Raw genomic sequence first — 19,564 nt, 5'->3', positions numbered from 1 at the left:
TTATCACCTTATTCCTTATTCTCAGTTATTCTTATTGATTCTTCAAAGCTTCTAATATTATATTTGTCGGAATACTCACTTAGACTCTGGTCATACACTAAATCCCCAAAAACCTTTTGAAAAAGCATTGACTTAGATTGAGCAAATTTAATTAAAGAGTTAAACACACCAGTCAGAACTAAAGGTCTATTATGTGTTTTGGATATTTCTTTCACCAAGATCGAAGTATTGACGTATTCCTCATTTTGAGGATGATATAAACCTCTATCGTTTTTCCTTATTAATAAATATAAAAATTCACATAAGTTGTCTATATGAATCATACTTCTTTTATTATTCACTTTTGGAAAAACTGGGGTTAGCCTAGCCATCTTTGCTAACAAGGGGTAATTACCTTTTGAACCTTTTCCGTATACCATAGGAAGCCTTACTATAGCTACTATAAAATCTTTATCTTCAAGTACACTGATTCCTTTTTCTGCTTCTAATTTGCTGTTACCGTAAAAATTTTCAGGTTCTGGGGAAGTCTCCTTTGAAATATATGAATTGTGATTGCCGTAAACAATTATACTACTTAAAAAAATAAATTGAGAGACTCCTTCTTCCTTGGCTTTTTTACCAACTTCAATTGCTAAATCTCTATTTACTTTATAGTAGGTTTCTCTCATTTTTTCGTCTGGATTTGAGTCTACGTGAGCAATACCTACAGTGTGTACTATAGAATCGTAAGAACTAAAATCATAGTTTTTCCAGTCATCGTTTCTTAAGCTTATCAGATCAATATGATACTCCGAGCTTTTTTTCATAATCCACGATTTCAAAGATTGACTTATGTAACCATTTTCTCCTGTGATTAAAATTTTATTCATTAATAGAACTCCTTAATTGAAGAAACATCTTTAAGATTTTGTAGAACCATTTCTTTCAACGAAACTGTCTTCTCCAAATAGCACAACGCCAAATGTTTTAAATAAAATTATTGCATCGAGTTTAAGACTGAAGTTTTCTACATAATAGACATCCAACTTATATCTATCTTCCAGTGTAAGATAAATATTTCCGTTTACTTGAGCCAATCCTGTCATCCCTGGCCTCATACGAAGCCTTTTTGAAATTTCTTTGTCATAATCTTTCAATGAATTAACTCTTTCAGGCCTAGGGCCAACAAGGCTCATATCTCCCTTTAGGACATTCACTACTTGTGGAATTTCATCTATTTTTGTTCTTCTTAGAAATTTTCCAATAGAAGTTATTCTATCATCATCTTTCATCACTTCCACACCTTTAATCATTTTTTCAGATCCTGGCTTCATAGTTCTAAACTTAAAGATTTTAAAAATTGACTTGTTTTTCCCTGGTCTATCCTGGAGAAAGAGTATTGGTCCTTTTGATGTTAACTTTATTACTATGGCGATTAAAATCCATATTGGCAAGAAAGGAATAATAATAAAGAGCGAGAACATCACATCAATTAGCCTTTTAACCTTTAATTGTTTCTCTCGAGACATATTTTTAACCTTCCTCTCTTTCATAACTAAGCAGCTCAAGGTACCCGTCTTTCAGCTTTATATAACCTTTTACATCATTCTTTTTTGCAGACCATATTTTGTAAATAACATTGCCGTTTTTATAAAACGCGCCTGGGTATGGCCGAGTGGTCGCACGTACTAACCTTTCTGCTTCGTCCATTGTCATGTCCGAAGTAATTTCACCATCCGACGGTCTTCTACTAGGCCAAACAGTCGCTTTTTCATCGTTTTGTTCGATTAATTCTATTTTGTTATTTACGATGTCATTCCAATTATCTACGATAAGTTCTGTATGTAGAGCGTTTATTCTTTCGTACAACGTAGTAGCTGTCGTGTCTTCATCAATAAATATTTCTTTTTGATCAATGATTTCACCTGTATCAACACCTTCATCGAGCTTAAACATTGTTACGCCGGTTTTATCCAATCCTTTTATTATCGCCCATGGAATCGCAGCTCTCCCCCGACCTTGCGGTAAAAGCGTCGGATGCATTCCAATGCTGCCAAGTTTTGGAGTATCCAACAGCGGGTTTTTTGCTATTTGGGACCAACCTATGATAAATAACCAATCAATCTCATACTCTTTTAATGTTTCTCTCACTACTTTGTCGTTTATGTTCTTTATTTTTAATAAGGGCACATCTTGTTTAGCTGCTATATCATCCAAGTAAATTCTACCGGATTTATCAACGTCCAAATCGTCTTCGAGTGTAATCAGTAAGTCAAGCTTTCCACCTATATTGTAAATTTCTTCTATACAACTTAATCCAAGCTGTACGCATGTTACAAAAGCCGTTTTCTTCATTGTAAACTCCTCTTTATAACTGGTTTCTCTTAAAAACAGTTTCAAATGCTTCAGCATATTTCAGTCCAACCTGGGATCCCCGATAAGCTGCTAACCCCTCTATTGATTCTTCACTTCTAGGATGAGGATACGGTCTCATCACCCCCCTGTATTTTGAAAGGGCATCTAGTTTAGCTTTTAACCCATCTTTGCCTATTTCATTAAAGGCATTTGCTCTAAACTGGTTGAACGAATTGTTAATCGCCCAATCTGTTGATGAATTGATTTCCATAAATAAGAATTCTTTAATCGGCACTACATCTTCTTTCCTCTGAAATAACCTCACAGCCGCTTGACAAGCGAGAGAAGTATGCAAATGATCATTATTTAAGTCCGAAGGATGATGTGTAAGAATCACATCTGCTTTGCACCCCTGAATCACCTCTTCTATGTACTGGACCAGCTTTAAGTGTGGTACATTATTAAATTCGATATTAGGGAATTCTCCAGTAAACACTTTATTTACGCCAAGTATTTCCATAGCTGCACTTAAATCTTCATTAAGATCTTCATCAGAAGGTCTATGATTTCTAACTTTAACTTCGCCTGACAGAATACACACATTCACTTCTTCTCCTCGTCGAGATAATGAATGTATAGTTCCTCCGGCCCCTAAAACTTCATCATCAGGATGGGCTACCACAATTAGGTATGTCATTTACACTCTCTCCTTCTGTCTACCATTTACAAAATCAAGAATTTCTTTTTTCATATCTTTTGAGCTTAAGAATTTATCTATCAACTCGTTGCTATTAAAAGATGGAGCTACACGCGCTTTGCCTCGGTAGATTTTTTCGAAGACTTGTTCAGGATGTACTTCGTCTGCTTTTAACAATTCTTCAAACAACTTTTCACCCGGTCTTATACCGCTGAACCTGATGCCAATTTCTTCTTCTTTAAACCCACTTAGTCGAATCATATTCCTTGCCAAGTCAACTATTTTTACTGGTTCTCCCATATCAAGTACGAAGACTTCTCCACCTTCTGCTATCGCACCAGCCTGTATCACTAGCCTTGATGCTTCAGGAATTGTCATAAAGTAACGAGTCATTCTCTCATCAGTAACAGTGATTGGACCACCATTTTCAATCTGTTTTCTGAATTTGGGAATTACAGAGCCCCGACTCCCCAATACATTTCCAAATCTTACAGCTACGAGAGTAGTTTTCTCACATTTCTCATTCAAAGTCTGTACCACCATCTCTGCCACTCGCTTGGTGGCCCCCATAACATTAGGGGGATTAACCGCCTTATCTGTAGAGATGAGCACAAACTTTTCAGACTCAAATTCACAGGCAGCCTCAGCAGTATTTTTTGTACCCATAATATTGTTTTTTACAGCTTCCTTAGGATTATATTCCATAAGTGGCACGTGTTTATGGGCAGCAGCATGATATACAATATCAGGTTTATGATTTTCGAACACTTCATAAATACGTTGACGATCTTGAACATCAGCGATAATCGGTGTGTAGTCAATATTATTATCGAGAAGTGTCATCTCTTCTAGTATTGTATAAATGCTATTCTCACCATGACCCAATAGTATCAATTGCCTTGGTTGAAATTTAGCTATCTGTCTCACAATCTCTGAGCCGATACTTCCTCCAGCACCAGTAACCAGAACTTTACGATCCCTGACCTGATTTTCAATACCTTGTGTATCTAATTCAACAGGTTCACGACCCAGCAGATCCTCAACTTCTACTTTCTTAAGCGCGTTCACTTCAACTCGACCCGTCATTACATCATCGATATTCGGCATAATCATGACTTCTACACTCTCATGATTGGACAGTTCATAAATTTCATTTAGTTCTGTCTTGCTTAACGATGGAATTGCTATAACGACTTTCCGAATGTCATACTTTTTAATAAGTTTTTCTATATCTTCTCTTGTTCCCTCTACCTTAACACCACCAGCAAGTTCCATTCTTTGCTTCGTTGAATCATCATCTACCGCAACCACTGGCAACATATTCATCGTAGGGGTATCCAACATCTGTTTAATCAGTATTGAGCCACCCTTTCCGGCTCCCACAACTAAGGTACGGAGTTTTTCCTGGTCCGATGATTGTTTTCCAACCAAGTGATGACGTGCAACTCTCCAAGATAATCTAGACCCGCCAATTAATATAAGGTGCATCATCCATGTAATGATCATCAACCTTGTAAATGTTGTCTGGAACAACAACATGTTCAATATGTAAGTCGCTATAATTGAAGCTGTAACGGCTTGAGCTATGGACATCAATTCCCTGACACTCGCATACTCCCAGGCACGGTGATAGAGGTTAAACACGTATGCAAAGACATGGTGACTGATCAAGAGGATGATTGAAGTCGTAATAAGCACCGGCATTGTATACTGGAGGAAAAATGGAGCCAGTATATAATATCCAATGAATACCGAGAATGTCACTATCAGTGAGTCAATAATAAGAAGGAGTATATAACGTTCTTTTGCACCCATAAATCACACGCTTCTTTCTCAATTAAAATAATCCTAAAAACTTCTTCTTTTTTCTTTTCTTACTGCTTTTGTAATGGGTCTCTATCTTAGATGGCCGCTTCACCTTCACTTCTTTACCTTGAAGCACCGCTTCTGCATTGTTCTTCAAGTCCTCCACATATATAGATCCTAATTCTTTTTCCACAACATCATATGCTTCCTTCAACATGAAAGGTCTGAGTTCTGCATGATGTGCATCACTCGCGATAATATGGACGAGATGTGCTTCAATCATTTTAAGGCTTGTTTCTTTTAGATTCTCTCCAAGCGCTCCAGCTACTGACCCCGCAGTCACCTGAGCAATGGCACCTTTCTCAATGAAATCATAAAGCTTGTCCGGATACTTGATAATCGGCTTGCATCGTTCCGGATGTGCAATGAGCGGTGTGTAGCCGCTCATCTGCAAATCATATAATAAAGGGTCAACGTAATTCGGTATATCATTAAAAGAAAACTCAACCAGCACATATTGCGATTGGTTGAGTGGGATGCTTGCACCGGACTTCAACTCTTCGACGAAGTTCCCATTCACTCTGATTTCCTGACCGGGATGTACGTTGATGTCCAATTGATGTTGTGAAATGATCTGGTTGAGTGTATCCATTTTTTCTAAAACCTTACTTCCTGGGTTAACGAAATCCCCACTATAGTGATGTGGGGTTGCAATGATATCCGTTATGCCATTGTCGATTGCCTGCTGGAGAAGCATCACTGCTTCCTCTTCTGTCTGTGGTCCGTCGTCTGTTCCGACAAGTACATGGTTATGAATATCAATCATCGCTATTCGCTCCCGTAGTAATAGTAGTAGTCATCCTTCTTCGTATCCATCTTCTTGTTGTTCATGACTACACCGAGGATATTGGCATCTGCCTTATCCAAAAGATTCTTCGCATCCTGCAATCTATCCCTATTGTTCTCGGCCACGTTTGTCACAAGTACCGTGCCATCTGTTATCTTGCTCAGCACCTGAGCATCCGTCACCGCAAGCAGTGGTGGTGAATCGATGATAACCATATCGTAATGCATGGAGAAAGTTTTAAGGAGATGTGCCATCTTCCTGGATGATAGGAGTTCTGATGGATTCGGAGGAATTGGACCTGAAGTGACAAGATCAAGGTTCTCAATCTCCGTCTCCCTCACGATATTTTCAACCGGCACATCATTGACTATGGCAGTAGACATTCCACGCTGGTTCGTCATTTCAAATGTATAATGCATCGTCGGACGACGCATATCCGCATCAATCAGCACCGTCCGTTTGCCGGATTGTGCGTAGGCAATCGCAACATTGGCAGCCGTCGTCGACTTACCAGCACCGGGCGTTGCAGAAGTGACCAGTACTGTTTTAATTTCGGTATCTATGTTGGAGTACATGATGTTTGTCCGGATTGTACGAAACTGTTCGCTGACTGGCGACTTCGGCTGTTTTTCAACTATAAGTTGTCTGGGACCAGATACATATGTGTGTGTTTTCTTTTTACCAAACATGATTCAGTTTCCTTCCTACTTTTCAAATTTCGCAATCGTACCGAGGACCGGCAGTTCGAGTTTCCTCTGCATTTCTTCTTCTGTCGTAACACGCTTATCCATGAACGCTCGCAGGAACGCAATACCAAGCCCAAGCAGTCCACCAAGAATCATGCCGATGGCGATGTTGATGAGCGGCTGTGGAGATACAGGTGATGGTTCTTCTCCGACATCTGCCGGAGCGAGAATGGAGACGTTATCGACGTTCATCACTTCCTGCACGCGCTCCTGGAACACATCGGCGATTTCATTGGCGATGGTTTCAGCATCTTGCGGATTTTCATTGGTGACCGTCACTGTCACGACCTGGGACTGGTCCTGGTTATTCACTGTAATCTGGTTGGCAAGTGCCGCTGTATCCTGTTCCAGATCAAGGTTGCTTACCACATCATCGAGCACTGTTGGGCTCTTGATGATGTCCCTATATGTATTGATCAGCTGAAGGCTGGCCTGTATGTCCTGATTGTTGACGGCTTCCGTCTCCTGGGATTGGCTGACGAGGATCTGTGTGTTGGCTTCATATTGCGGGGTCATGAGAAATGCGGTGGCGAATGCAGCGGCTGCACCAAAGAGTAGTACAAGGGCGATGATCATCGCCAGGTTCTTCTTGATCACTTCAAGAATGTCTTCCAAATTCAATGTTTCTTCCATGTTGGCCTCCATATTTATATGTAGAAATATTATATATGTTTACAGTTTATTACTATATCAGATTAAGGTGGATTTTTGCACAGTATTTCGGGAATTTATCAATGAAAGCGCTTTTTATGAGTGTTCTGTTTATTGATATGATCACTCATTATAATGAGAAATATTTCACTATTCCCTTGCCTAATTCGCAGAATGTTGTTTATATTTTAATATAACGTCTATATAACTAAAGTCAAAAACCAAATACGGAGGAGATTTTTTGAGTTATCGACGAGAATCAATGATGATTGGATTTGCCTACACGGGGGTCATTGTAGGGGCCGGGTTTTCCACGGGCCAGGAAATACTCCAGTTCTTCACGAACTATGGGACATGGAGCTATGCTGCAATTATCCTTTCGGCGTTGATCATCATGTTTGTCGGCCGGCAAGCGGCTAAACTTGGCTACCGATTGAAAGCGGATTCCCACGAGAAACCGATCAACACAATGTTTGGAGATATGATCGGAAAGGCAATCGACTACATACTTGTCTTTTTCCTATATGGCATCGCCGTGATCATGCTCGCAGGTGCGGGCTCTGCATTCTACGAAAGTTTCGGCGTAGCGCCATGGCTCGGGTCGCTGATCATGATGGTGGCGGTGTTCGTCACCCTGCTGCTCGACTTCAATAAGATCGTTGCGGTACTCGGTGCGGTGACACCGTTCCTGGTGGCATTCGTACTCATCATTGCGGCATTCAACGTATTCAACCCTGCTGTACCAATGGGTGAAGTGAACCAATATGCCCAGATCGACCGTACCCCATCCGGACACTGGTGGTGGGATGCGATCACGTACAGCGGCCTCGTGCTTGCGACCGCATTCAGCTTTCTGTCCATCATGGGCTCTGAAGCGTCGAAACATAAGGCGGCAAGGCGCGGAGCATTGGTCGGGGGGATCATCATCATGTTGCTGATGATACTGATCAACGGCGGCATGCTTGCGAACCTGAATGCTGCCAACGCGGCGGCACTGCCTACCCTGCTTCTGGCAGACGGCATCCACCCGGCACTGAGTCTGGGGTTATCCATCGTCATGCTGCTAGTTATCTACAATACAGCTGTGGGACTGATGTACCCATTCCTGACACGTTTTACAGTCGCCTACTCCGGCAAGTACAAGATCATGCTTGCAGGTGGTCTGCTATTCGGCTATGCACTGAGCTTCGTCGGATTTGTGGACCTGGTCAACATATTCTATCCGATATTCGGATACATCGGCCTGTTCATCGCAGCTGGACTCACCATCCGATGGGTGGCGAACAAATTCACAAGAAAACAACTCGTATAGATATAATGAACCAGCAGGAATTTCCTTGCTGGTTTTTTTGTACGTCAACAGTGGTAGAGATATGTATTACGGCTATTGGAGGTCATATGATGAAACTGAAGGCAGTATTTCTGAATGCGACACTAAAGTATGGAGAAGACGCATCAAACACCGAGGCACTCGCCCGGGAGGTCTTCAACATCTATCACGAGCACGATGTGGAGACGGAATCGATCCGGCTCACCGACTACAACATCCGCTACGGCATCGCCGATGATATGGGCGAAGGCGATGAGTTCCCGCAGATTTTAGAAAAAGTCAAAGCGGCAGACATCGTCCTCATTGGTTCACCGGTATGGCTGGGTGAGAAGAGCAGCGTAGCGACACTCATCATCGAACGTCTCTACGGCAGTGCTTCCCTGACCAACGACAAGGGACAATCCATCTTCTACAACAAGGTCGGTGGCGTAGTCGTCACCGGCAATGAGGACGGGGCCAAGCATGCCGCACAAAGTATTCTTTACGGCCTGGCCCATAACGGCTTCACCATTCCGCCAAATGTCGACACGTACTGGGTGGGTGACGCCGGTCCCGGACCGTCCTACATGGAAGCCGGCCAGGACAATGAATTTACGAAATCACATGTACGGATGCTCGCCTACAACACCATGCATCTGGCGAAGATATTCAAGGAGCATCCGATACCGGCAGAAGGCAATACGATGGAATGACCATGAGGACACCTGGTCTGGTGTCCTTTACATATGGATGATTTGAAAGTTTTTCATTTTCAGATATTATTGAAGTAACACAACTTAGGAGGATGAGCTATGGAACTTACAGTATATTTGGCAGGACAGATCCATGATGACTGGCGTGAGGAAGTAAAAAAGATTGCGGGGGAGAAGGAGCTGCCTCTCGCCTTCGTCGGCCCGCAGACGAATCATGAGCGTTCCGATAATATCGGGGAGGATATTCTGGGCGAGCAGCCGGGCGGCTACTTCAAGGATGATGCCGCTTCTGCAGTGAACAACCTCCGCACACAGGTGCTGATGCAGAAGTCGGATGTCGTAATTGCGCTGTTCGGCGAGAAATACAAGCAATGGAATACGGCAATGGATGCGAGTGCCGCCGTGACACTCGGCAAGCCGCTCATCATCGTGCGTCCCGAGGAACTGATCCACCCGCTTAAAGAATTGTCCAACAAGGCGAACATCACGGTGGAGACAGTCGAACAGGCCCTCGATGTCCTCGCCTACATCTACGAGTAGATGCAGATATTCAGAGTGAGTCCCGACCACAAGGAGAGTGCCCGGTATCTCGACAACCGCCGCCTCTCCAAGCAGGTACTGGAGCTCTACCAGATACTGCGGGTGAACCTGAGTCTCATTGGAATGCTGGATACGAATACGCGGTATCAGCATCACCCGATTGTGAAGCACGTATATAATGAAGGAAACCCGTACATTACAGATGCCTTCCGTCTGCTTGAAGCGTTCGACAAGGAACACCAGCGACGCGGTGGCAGGCGAAGCCCGACGTTCAGGAAAGATCTCGAGTCTCTGAAGAGACTGATTGAATCACATCTTGATGACGACCTGTGGAACCATGAGCCGCTACCCCCACTCTATGTTTTCGGGGATGATCGGGTGTACGGCAATGCAGCATATGACTTATATGTGGATCTGCTTCATGACAAATGGATGCACGATACCATTCCCCCGAGGTGCGGGGTGAAATTTCAGTCCGGGTCATAGACCCGGACTTTTTATATAAGGGACTCCAATTTTCCCATTCATGGAGACACTTTCATGGATTGGGAATTGCCGATCGTATTTTGGAAAAACTCAGCATTTTACCCATAGTATTCATTTACACTTTATGTGAATCATTATATAATAAAATTACACGCGGTAAGATGTACATAGAGAGATATTCTGCACCGCACTTCTTAGATGCACTGTATACTTCAAGCTGTCAGGCCAAGGCGAGTCATTAAAAATGAAGTGTTCAAGGAGTGATGGGGAATGAGGACAGTCGATGACCAAATGAACCTCAACTATGAGGTGATTGTCGCAGAGGAAAGGGATTTTGACGGGACGGTGTACTACGTTGCATTCCACGAGGAACTGTTCGGAATCGAAGGCGTGGGCGACACGAAGGAAGAGGCAATCCAGGATCTCAAGCAGAGCAAGGAAATATGGTTCAGGAATATGATAGAGAATGATGATTATGTTCCGCTGCCAAAGAATTTCGAGCGTTAAAGGGGTATGGGGCTGAGAAGCTTCAGCCCATTTTTTACGTCCTCTTTTATCAAGGACAGATGAGCTGTCCGTCCGAATGATTCAGCCAAATAGTCTGGAAGCACGCCAAAAGGTTCGAAATACTCTATTTGGGTATTGTCGAACCTTTTTATATTTCATCGTCTTTTATATTATAATGAAGAAAAGCGTCACCCCTGATATACTTTATACATGAACGTAAAAAGGACCTGGACACTATACAGTGGTGAATCGGGTAGAATATTAATAAGTCATTCGAAAAGGAGGTGGATTGATGGGGAGGTTAAAGAAGACCCTGAGAAAAATAGTCAGAAAGACCATTCCCAGACGTGTACGGGAACGTCTGGTCAAGAAACTGTTGATGCATGACATTACTGCGCATGAAGATCATATTACTGTGAACCTTTCATTTAAAAACTTTATCCGGGTCGGATTGGAGAAAAGACTCCAGGTTACATTATCGAACGACCAGGCACTCTATGAATTGGATTACCAGTTGCATAACAACAGCATCAAGATTCAGATTCCGTATGCCATCATCGACCAGACGGAGGGCCGGTCGACGATAAAAATGATGCTTGGACAAAAACGGCTGATTGTCCGTTCGGATGTTGGGACATATGAACAGCGCCGGTCCTTCTTCTCCAACCGCCGCTACTTCAATGTATCCATCATCCGCGGCAACTTGTCACTTGCCAACCTGCTGCCTGAATACAGATTCAAGATGGATCAGCCCGTGGAACTCACGCATCTTAACGGCCGCTACAGCCAGCTTGAACTCGGTGCCGAAGGCATGGATGATCTGGCGGAATATGAGCTCGCCTTCTTCTATCAGAGCAAGCTCAAGACAATGGATAATGCTTCTGATGACCCTTCCACTCTGCAGGTTACGGATTTCTCGGAATTGATCACAGGACGGCCGGATGTATATCTGCTGAAGGATTTTGAACTGGTGCCGATCCGTTACACGGGCCCGCCGCTTTCCATGCATACATTGAATCATGAAATCACCTACTCTGAACGGGATGGCCGGCTGACTGCGGAAGTCACAAGCCACAGAACCGAGGTATTTGAATTTTATAGCACAGTCGAGGATGAAGCCGTGCGGATGCATTTCTCCGTTGATTCATCCGTTGAGTTGTCAGCATTGCTGGTTGTGGATACTTCAACGGAGGAGACCACCCGCATTCCGCTTCCTGATCGGCAGACGGGAGACGGCGTGTCGGTCAGTGTACCGCTCTCTCCACTGATCACTAATATATCGCGGAAACGGTTCATGCTTGAGACCGCTGGAGCAGAACCGATCCGTCTGCAGCCGGATATCAGTGACCTTGAGACATTCGGGTTCAACGACCGGATATGGGTGCCTTTCCATCATGAAAAGTTCAAGATATGGTTCTATAGGCGTCGGGATGACCTGCTCGGCTTCAAGGTTACGAGACGCCATTTGCGGCGCCAGGTGACAGGAATCCAAGACTTCAGCTTCGAAGGGTATATCGGCGGAGATGAGGCCTTCATCGACAGCACGCCGTATATGACCTTCGTCGACCGGTATTCCGAAGACTCTATACGCACCGAAATCAGCAGTGAATTCACCGTGGACCTTAAAACAGTCGACCTCATCAGTATCAAGAGCAAGGACAAGACGATCATCGACGTATTCATCGAAATCATCCACTCGAGCGGCGAAGTGCTGCGGCGGGAGAAGATCAAATATGAGCATTCCGACTACAGGAAGGATAACTACTACGACCTTCATGAAGTAATCGATGATGCGGGTAATGTACATCATCACCTGATTACAACGACGCCCTACAACAACCTGAAGATAGAGAGCTTCATGATTCCTGCTTCCGTCGACATACCGGAAGATACAAGCCGGAAGGATATGAACATCTGGCTGCTCGGCGAACGGTATGATACGGCCCAGGACAATGGCTATGCCCTGTTTACATGGCTGAAAGAAAATACGGACATCAACGCCTACTATGTCATCGAGGATACCGCCGGGGACTACGAGAAGATCAAGGATGAGGAGAACGTGCTCGCCTTCGGGTCAAAGCAGCATTTCGACCTTTCCTTCAGGGCAGGCGTCCTCCTCGGCACGCATGATCTTGAGAATCTGCTGCCGTACAAGACGGCACGGGGCTTCTTCCATTATGAGGATACAATCAAGGTATTCCTCCAGCATGGCGTCCTTGGCAGGAAGCCGGTGGAGTACGACAAGAAGTACTATGACCTCCCGTTCGATCTGTTCATTGTCAGCAGTGAGGCGGAGAAATATGACGTTGTCATGCGCAAGATGGGATATGAGGAGGAGGAAGTCGCCGTTACGGGGCTCGCCCGCTTCGACCACCTCCCCCACCATAATAAGACGAAGGATATCCTCCTCATGCCGACATGGCGGGACTGGATCAGCACTGATGAAGCTTTCTTCAAAAGCAGGTATTATGCCCGCTATCACAGCCTGATCCATAACGAGCGGCTGAACCAGCTACTTGAGACCCATGATGTACATCTGAACTTCTACCCGCACTACCGCGCCCAGCGGTATTTCAACGAGGAGTACCTGGATCAGGGTGAAAACATCCACTTCGTGCGACTCGGCGAGCGGACGGTACAGGATCTCCTCATCGAGCACTCCCTGCTGATTACGGACTACTCCAGTGTCAGCTTCGACTTTACGCTGATGAACAAGCCGGTCATCTACTATCACTTTGATGTCCGCCAGTTCTTCAGGCAGGGCCGGCTGCGTCCCCTGTATCAGACATTCATCGGGGACGTTGCGAAGACCGAGGAGGATCTGGTCGACTACATCGAACTATATATCCGGAACCACTTCCAACCACGGACGGTTGACCTGTCCGGCATATTCGAATACCAGGACCACAACAACCGCAGACGCATCTATGAAGCCGTGAAGAAAAAAATAAACACGCTTGAGGACTAGTCCTCAAGCGTGTTTTTGTATAATGCATCAATCAGTTTTTTTGCCGCATGTCCGTCCGCATACTTGTTCCATGTGCGGTCGAACGCTTCGATCACTTCCGGGTCGAACGGTTCTTCCTCGATCGTTCTGATGAGCGCCTCCGTCGTCTGGACGACGGGCCCCGGTGCCATTTTATAGTAGTCGAACCACAGGCCACGCGTCGATTCGTATTCCTCAAGGTCATATGGATAGAAGATCATCGGCCGGCAGAGTGTTGAGAACTCGAACGGAATCGATGAATAGTCCGTGATGAGTATATCCGTCACGCTGAGCAGTGCGGAGATGTCATGCCGCCCCGTGGTATCCGTCGCAAAATCAGTCGCTTCGTTCCCTTCGAAGTCCACTGCCGGATGCAGATGGATGAGCAGATGGTGGGTCTCACCGAGCGCCTGCTCCATCATGCCGATATCAATCGGCAAATCATGTACCGTGAATCCGCCATCCCGAAACGTCGGTGCATACAGGATGACGGTCTTGCCTCCGATTTCGGGCAGTTCCTGATGCATCCTGTCTCTGGCTGCTCCAAGCCGCTCCTCCGAGTGGAAGAAGTCCGTACGCGGCACGCCGGTTCTGAGCATATTGCTATCATCCAGACCGAACGCCTGCTTAAAGATCTCAGCCATCTCATCCGAGCTGACGACAATCTTATGGAACCGGTCATACACCTGCCTGAAGCGCCTGTGGGCGGACTTCGGCCGGCCTTGGATCGTCTTGTCTCGGAGTCCGAACAGTTTGACGGCACCATTGGCATGCCATAGCTGGACGCATGTCGTCCGCCTGCTGAAGTTGCACGCAGCGAGGATCAGGTGGTAGTTGTCGACGAATATCACTCTGGCTGTGGCAAGGTGGTAGAGCCCACGGATGAATGCCGGGAGATGCACCGGCGAGAAGTGGATGATGTTTTCATTTTCCACACCTTCGAATGTCCTCCTGCACGACGGCTCCTTCAGCACGATGACATGGGCGTCGGTACGCCGGTTCACTTCATGGATGACTTCCTGGATGTTGTCGCCGAACGATGCCAGCATGACCGTCTTGTTCCTGACCGGGAACACCCTGCACAAGGTGAAGATGAGGCGGACCACCGCGAGATACACGGTGATGGCAAATTCCCTAATCATGCCGGTTTGACAGATCCAGCTTCGTCTTAGTGGTGGATACCCCTTCGGTCCTTGGAAGATAGATGACCTCGCAATAGTCCTTAAGGAAGTCGAACTCCCCTTCCCAGTCGTGCCCCATGACGAAGATGTCGATGTCATGCTTTTTGACGTCCTCAACCTTCTGGTCCCATGTCTCTTCCGGGATGACTTCATCCACATAGCGGATGGCTTCCAGGATCTGCTTCCGCTGCTCGAAGGAATAGTACGCTTCCTTGTGCTTCAACATATTGAACTCGTCCGTCGATATGGCGACGACGAGGTAGTCCCCCAGTTCTTTCGCCCGGCGCAGAATATTGATGTGACCCATATGGATCAGGTCGAACGTCCCGTAAGTGATTACTTTTTTCATAGTATCCCCCCTGATATACATCGGAAATGATATAATATTGTAGATATATTGAATAAGTAAAGATGCTGTAAATTATATCATATTCAAGAAAATAAATATTATTTCAGGTGTGGTGATTATGAAATTATTGAAGGTGCTGACACTAAAACTCTATAAGGGGCTGTTCTGGACATTTGGGAGATGCTTCCATAAGGACCATCGGCTCATCATGTTTGAAAGCTTCCTCGGCAGGCAGTACAGCGACAATCCGCGGGCACTGTACGAATACATGTCCGTGCATTATCCGGACTATCGGCTGCTCTGGAGTGTCGACAGACGCCACAGGAAGATTTTCAAGGAAATGGAGATTCCATATGTATCTCGGTTTTCGCCAAGCTGGATGATCTATATGAACAAGGCGACGCTGTGGATCACGAACAGCCGCCTGCCGCTCTGGATTCCAAAACCCCATGACACAACCTACCTCCAGACATGGCATGGGACACCGCTCAAGCGTCTCGGCACGGATATCGGTACGGTACATATGCCGGGGACGGAGACGGAGAAGTACAAGCGTAACTTCACGAAGGAGGCGGGCAAATGGGACTATCTGATTTCCCCGAACCGCTACTCGACGGAGATTTTCAGACGGGCCTTCCAGTATGATAAAAAGATCCTTGAGACGGGCTATCCGCGGAATGATCATCTTTTTGTGAATAATGACGCGGCGGCCAAGGATAATATCCGGAGGGACCTCGGACTCCCGCTCGGCAAGAAGATCATTTTTTATGCACCGACGTGGCGGGATGATGCGTATCATGCGCGCGGCAGGTACAAGTTCGACCTCCAGTTCGATGTGGAGCGGATGTACAAGGAATTGTCCGATGACTACATCATCATTTTGAGGCTGCATTACCTCATAGCGGAGAACCTGGATCTGTCGCAGTATGAAGGTTTCCTGTACGACTTCTCCAAATATGAGGACATCCGGAATCTCTATGTCATCTCGGACATCCTCGTGACCGACTATTCTTCCGTGTTCTTCGATTACGCGAATCTCGGGCGCCCGATGATCTTCTATACGTATGACATCGACAACTACCGGGACAAGGTGCGCGGCTTCTACTTCAATTTTGAGGAAGAAGCACCGGGACCGATCGTCAAGACGACGGAGGACCTTCTTGAGGCGATAAGAGAGACGGAAACGGTGGACTTCAATGAAAAATATGATGCCGAAAGCTTCCGCGAGCGCTTCTGCGATCTCGAGGACGGGCAGGCTTCAAAGCGCGTCTGTGATGAGATTGTTTGTCATTTAAAAGATAAAATTGTATAATTCAACAACGATGAAAGAAATGGTTGTGAAAAACAGATGAAATCCATATGGGTCGTATTGAAGGAGCAGTTGAATCACTTCTACCTCGTGAGACGGCTGTCCATGTATGACATAAAAAGCAAAAATCAGAACAACTACCTCGGCATCGTCTGGGAAGTCCTGACACCCCTGATCAGCATACTGATCTACTGGTTCGTCTTCGCCACACTGAGGCAGCGGGAGCCGATACAGATGGGCGGCATGGAAGTGCCCTTCTTCTTCTGGCTCTTCATCGGCTTCGTCGTCTGGACGTTCTTCTTCCAGGGCAGCATCGAGGCCTCGAAGTCGATCTACCGGCGGCTGAAGATGCTGTCGAAGATGACATTCCCGCTGAGCCTGATACCGAACGTTGCGATATTCTCGAAATTCTATACACACATCATCATGCTCGTCATTGCGTTTGTGGTCTTCCAGTTTGCCGGCTACTACATCAACATATACTATGTCCAGCTGCTCTACTACATCTTCGGGACCTATGCGCTGGTATTCTCATTCTCACTGATCACATCGACCCTGTCGACGCTGGTCCGAGACGTGCATCTGCTGCTCAACTCGCTCCTGCGCATGGCGCTGTACCTTTCCGGTGTACTATGGCCGCTGTCGCTGCTGTCGGACTTCCCAACGCTGATGCGGCTCATGCAGCTGAATCCGCTCGTATACCTGATTGAAGGCTACCGTTCGGTGTTCTTCGGCACCGAGTGGTATTTCATCACCCACTGGGAACTGACACTGTACTTCTGGGGACTCATTTTCATCATGCTCGCCATCGGTGCAACGCTGCACGTCAAATTCAGACGCAATTTCATTGATTACCTATAAGAGGGATATAAATGACCAAAACAATCGTGACCAGGAATCTGGTAAAAAAATATAAACTGTATGAGAATCAGAAGGAACGCATCTTCGACCTGCTCAGCCCGCGCTCCCATGGACAGGTGTTCCATGCACTGAACGGTGTGGATTTCGAGGCGGAACAGGGAGATGTCATCGGCTTCATCGGCATCAACGGCTCCGGCAAGTCGACATTATCGAACATCATTGCCGGCATCGTCCCCGAATCCGGCGGTGAGGTCCAGGTCAACGGCCAGACGTCGCTGATTGCGGTGGCGGCGGGTCTCAATGATGAACTGACTGGACGGGACAACATCGAGCTGAAATGCCTGATGCTCGGTTTTTCAAAAGATGAGATCAGAGATCTCGAACCGGACATCATCGCATTTTCCGAGCTCGAGAACTTCATCGACCAGCCGGTCAAGTCCTATTCGAGCGGCATGAAGTCGCGCCTCGGATTCGCCATCAGCGTCAATGTCGACCCGGACATCCTCATCATCGATGAGGCATTGTCCGTCGGCGACCGGGCATTCGCGGAGAAGAGCCTGCAGAAGATGATGGAGTTCAAGGAACAGGGCAAGACGATGATCTTCGTCAGCCACTCGATCAACCAGGTCAAGAACTTCTGCGACAAGATACTGTGGCTCGAATTCGGTCGGGTCAAGGCATTCGGCGAAGTGGGTGATGTCATACCGCTGTACGAATCATTCCTCACCAAATGGCAGAAAATGTCGAAAGATGAGCGCAATGAGTACCGGTCACGGACGATGAACCGCGACACGAACGGCGATGACTACCGCAAGGTCGGCAGCCTCCTGATTCTGGATGACGGGGAGGATGACCTCGAAATCTCTCATAAGTACAGCGTCCAGCCCGTCAGCAAGCTCGCCCACCTCAAAGGGCATGTCACTGATATTTTTCAGGCACCAAATGACCCTGAGGGCACTGAAAATGCTAAAAAGTATAAAAACAGGGTATATCATGTTAAAAGGGAAGCCACCTACCATTTCGAGAACTACTACCTGCTCAGTACGAAAGCAAGCGGAACGGAAGGCGTTATCGGCTGGATCCGCGCGACCGAAGCGACGGCACACGTCCACACGCTGGTCGACCGTGACGAGAAGTACTTTGCACTGACGGGCAGGGGCTATGCCGCCACAGCACCCTGGGGTGGCAAGCAGCAGTATGTGCATGAATCACTCGAAGACCAAGCGGGCTTTGCCTTCACTGTGGACCAGACTGTACTTGTTGGAAACAATGTATGGTACCGAGGACGAATTGAAGGCGAAGAGAAGGCCGTCTGGGTGCATTCAAGCAGTGTCTCGGAAGAGACACTATAGATCAGCAGACACATGGACACCGGTCACTCTGGCCGGTATTTTTCTATAGAAACAGAGGGGATCTTATGACTGAACAATACGGAAACGTCACAGTGATGGGCATCGAGTTTACGAATACGACACTGGAGGGCTTCGTGGACAGCACCATCCGTCCGTGCCTTGAGCAGGACGGCAAATGCTTCATTGTCACCGCCAACCCTGAAATCGTCATCGCCGCACGGGATCACCCGGACTTCATGGAGACCGTCCAGTCCGCCGATCATGTACTGCCGGACGGCATCGGCATCATCAATGCAGCTAAGATGATGGGCACGCCGCTCCAGGAGCGTGTCAGCGGCATCGACGTCATGCGCGAGATGCTTGCACATGCCGAGGAGAAGGGCTACAGTGCCTACTTCCTTGGGGCGAAGGAGGAAGCCAACCGTAAGGCGGTGGAACGGGCGAAAAGGCGTTTTCCGAAGCTCCAGATCGCCGGCCGCCATCATGGCTATGCCGACTTGGATGATGAGGCATTCGTCGAGGACATCGCCGCGACGAAGCCGGACATCATCTTCGTCGCACTTGGCATGATGAAGCAGGAACAATGGATCAGACGGCACATGGACCGCTTCGACAGCGGCGTCTTCATGGGTGTCGGGGGCAGCTTCGATGTCCTCTCCGGGGAGGCGAAGCGTGCGCCGGACATCTGGATCCGATTCCAGCTCGAGTGGCTGTACCGCCTGCTCAAGCAACCAAAGCGCATCTTCCGGGTACTCAAGGTCGCCCAATTCATGATGCTGCATGTCCCTGTCATAAATAGAATCATGCGCATCTTCGGTTATACAAAGACGAAGGCACGCGGAAAGGGCTGAGAAATCATTTTGATTTCCCAGCCCTTTTGTCATGCGCCT

At 46.7% G+C, this 19,564-nt stretch carries 20 protein-coding genes; 10 read left to right on the top strand and 10 right to left on the bottom strand.

Annotation, left to right across the window (positions count from 1 at the left end; genetic code table 11):
* Positions 1-8 precede the first annotated feature (8 nt).
* The 8 genes from BO53_RS0110530 to BO53_RS0110495 are packed head-to-tail and all read right to left on the bottom strand — an operon-like array spanning position 9 to position 7,063.
* Positions 9-869, bottom strand: coding sequence for an NAD-dependent epimerase/dehydratase family protein (locus tag BO53_RS0110530; protein ID WP_031547977.1), 861 nt, complete (start codon positions 867-869; stop codon positions 9-11).
* 30 nt (positions 870-899) lie between these two features.
* Positions 900-1,532, bottom strand: coding sequence for a sugar transferase (locus tag BO53_RS0110525; protein WP_245608233.1), 633 nt, complete (start codon positions 1,530-1,532; stop codon positions 900-902).
* Positions 1,513-2,334, bottom strand: coding sequence for a formyltransferase family protein (locus BO53_RS0110520; protein WP_037342163.1), 822 nt, complete (start codon positions 2,332-2,334; stop codon positions 1,513-1,515). The genes BO53_RS0110525 and BO53_RS0110520 overlap by 20 nt, the downstream gene beginning before the upstream one ends.
* A gap of 13 nt (positions 2,335-2,347) precedes the next feature.
* The gene (locus tag BO53_RS0110515) at positions 2,348-3,031 is read right to left on the bottom strand and encodes a PIG-L deacetylase family protein (protein WP_031547971.1); all 684 of its coding nucleotides are present in this window, start codon (positions 3,029-3,031) and stop codon (positions 2,348-2,350) included.
* On the bottom strand, positions 3,032-4,846 hold the full coding sequence (locus BO53_RS0110510) for a polysaccharide biosynthesis protein (protein ID WP_031547969.1): 1,815 nt from the start codon (positions 4,844-4,846) through the stop codon (positions 3,032-3,034).
* Positions 4,847-4,868: 22 nt separating this feature from the next.
* A complete protein-coding gene (locus BO53_RS0110505; RefSeq protein ID WP_031547967.1) occupies positions 4,869-5,663 on the bottom strand; it encodes a tyrosine-protein phosphatase in 795 nt (264 codons plus the stop codon).
* A 2-nt stretch (positions 5,664-5,665) separates the two neighbouring features.
* Positions 5,666-6,373 carry a CpsD/CapB family tyrosine-protein kinase gene (locus tag BO53_RS0110500; RefSeq protein ID WP_031547965.1) on the bottom strand — a complete coding sequence of 236 codons (708 nt, stop codon included), beginning with the start codon at positions 6,371-6,373 and terminating at the stop codon, positions 5,666-5,668.
* A 15-nt stretch (positions 6,374-6,388) separates the two neighbouring features.
* Positions 6,389-7,063 carry a YveK family protein gene (locus tag BO53_RS0110495; protein ID WP_031547963.1) on the bottom strand — a complete coding sequence of 225 codons (675 nt, stop codon included), beginning with the start codon at positions 7,061-7,063 and terminating at the stop codon, positions 6,389-6,391.
* 259 nt (positions 7,064-7,322) lie between these two features.
* On the opposite strand from BO53_RS0110495, the gene BO53_RS0110490 reads away from it, so the two are divergent.
* The 6 genes from BO53_RS0110490 to BO53_RS13450 all read left to right on the top strand — a co-directional run bounded on the left by BO53_RS0110490 (position 7,323) and on the right by BO53_RS13450 (position 13,604).
* Entirely contained in the window at positions 7,323-8,393 is a 1,071-nt protein-coding gene (locus tag BO53_RS0110490) for a YkvI family membrane protein (protein ID WP_245608232.1), read from the top strand.
* 86 nt (positions 8,394-8,479) lie between these two features.
* Positions 8,480-9,103 (top strand): flavodoxin family protein, encoded by a 624-nt coding sequence (locus BO53_RS0110485; protein WP_031547959.1) that lies wholly within the window; start codon positions 8,480-8,482, stop codon positions 9,101-9,103.
* A gap of 99 nt (positions 9,104-9,202) precedes the next feature.
* Complete coding sequence (locus BO53_RS0110480; protein WP_031547957.1) at positions 9,203-9,643, top strand: YtoQ family protein; 441 nt, start codon at positions 9,203-9,205, stop codon at positions 9,641-9,643.
* Positions 9,644-10,129 (top strand): pyrimidine dimer DNA glycosylase/endonuclease V, encoded by a 486-nt coding sequence (locus tag BO53_RS0110475; protein ID WP_031547955.1) that lies wholly within the window; start codon positions 9,644-9,646, stop codon positions 10,127-10,129.
* A gap of 270 nt (positions 10,130-10,399) precedes the next feature.
* Entirely contained in the window at positions 10,400-10,636 is a 237-nt protein-coding gene (locus tag BO53_RS0110470; RefSeq protein WP_031547953.1) for a type II toxin-antitoxin system HicB family antitoxin, read from the top strand.
* A gap of 292 nt (positions 10,637-10,928) precedes the next feature.
* A complete protein-coding gene (locus tag BO53_RS13450; protein ID WP_051683096.1) occupies positions 10,929-13,604 on the top strand; it encodes a CDP-glycerol glycerophosphotransferase family protein in 2,676 nt (891 codons plus the stop codon).
* Here the strand turns inward: BO53_RS13450 and BO53_RS0110460 are convergent.
* Entirely contained in the window at positions 13,601-14,764 is a 1,164-nt protein-coding gene (locus BO53_RS0110460) for a CDP-glycerol glycerophosphotransferase family protein (protein WP_031547949.1), read from the bottom strand. The genes BO53_RS13450 and BO53_RS0110460 overlap by 4 nt on opposite strands.
* Complete coding sequence (tagD, locus tag BO53_RS0110455; protein ID WP_031547948.1) at positions 14,757-15,152, bottom strand: glycerol-3-phosphate cytidylyltransferase; 396 nt, start codon at positions 15,150-15,152, stop codon at positions 14,757-14,759. Before tagD ends, BO53_RS0110460 begins: the two co-directional genes overlap by 8 nt.
* Before the next feature lie 118 nt (positions 15,153-15,270).
* Here tagD and BO53_RS0110450 point away from each other — a divergent pair, with 118 nt between their 5' ends.
* From BO53_RS0110450 to BO53_RS0110435, 4 genes are all read left to right on the top strand, one after another.
* On the top strand, positions 15,271-16,464 hold the full coding sequence (locus BO53_RS0110450) for a CDP-glycerol glycerophosphotransferase family protein (RefSeq protein ID WP_031547947.1): 1,194 nt from the start codon (positions 15,271-15,273) through the stop codon (positions 16,462-16,464).
* A 36-nt stretch (positions 16,465-16,500) separates the two neighbouring features.
* Positions 16,501-17,322: an ABC transporter permease gene (locus tag BO53_RS0110445; RefSeq protein WP_031547945.1), complete on the top strand. Its 822-nt coding sequence runs from the start codon at positions 16,501-16,503 to the stop codon at positions 17,320-17,322.
* Positions 17,323-17,333: 11 nt separating this feature from the next.
* Complete coding sequence (gene tagH, locus BO53_RS0110440; RefSeq protein ID WP_031547943.1) at positions 17,334-18,674, top strand: teichoic acids export ABC transporter ATP-binding subunit TagH; 1,341 nt, start codon at positions 17,334-17,336, stop codon at positions 18,672-18,674.
* Positions 18,675-18,739: 65 nt separating this feature from the next.
* Entirely contained in the window at positions 18,740-19,525 is a 786-nt protein-coding gene (locus BO53_RS0110435; RefSeq protein ID WP_031547941.1) for a WecB/TagA/CpsF family glycosyltransferase, read from the top strand.
* The last annotated feature ends 39 nt before the right edge of the window (positions 19,526-19,564 follow it).

Origin of the sequence: Salinicoccus luteus DSM 17002 (assembly GCF_000712035.1) — a bacterium.
GTDB lineage: Bacteria > Bacillota > Bacilli > Staphylococcales > Salinicoccaceae > Salinicoccus > Salinicoccus luteus.
Note: the sequence above shows the minus strand (reverse complement) of the source record. Positions and strands in the feature narration are given on the sequence as shown.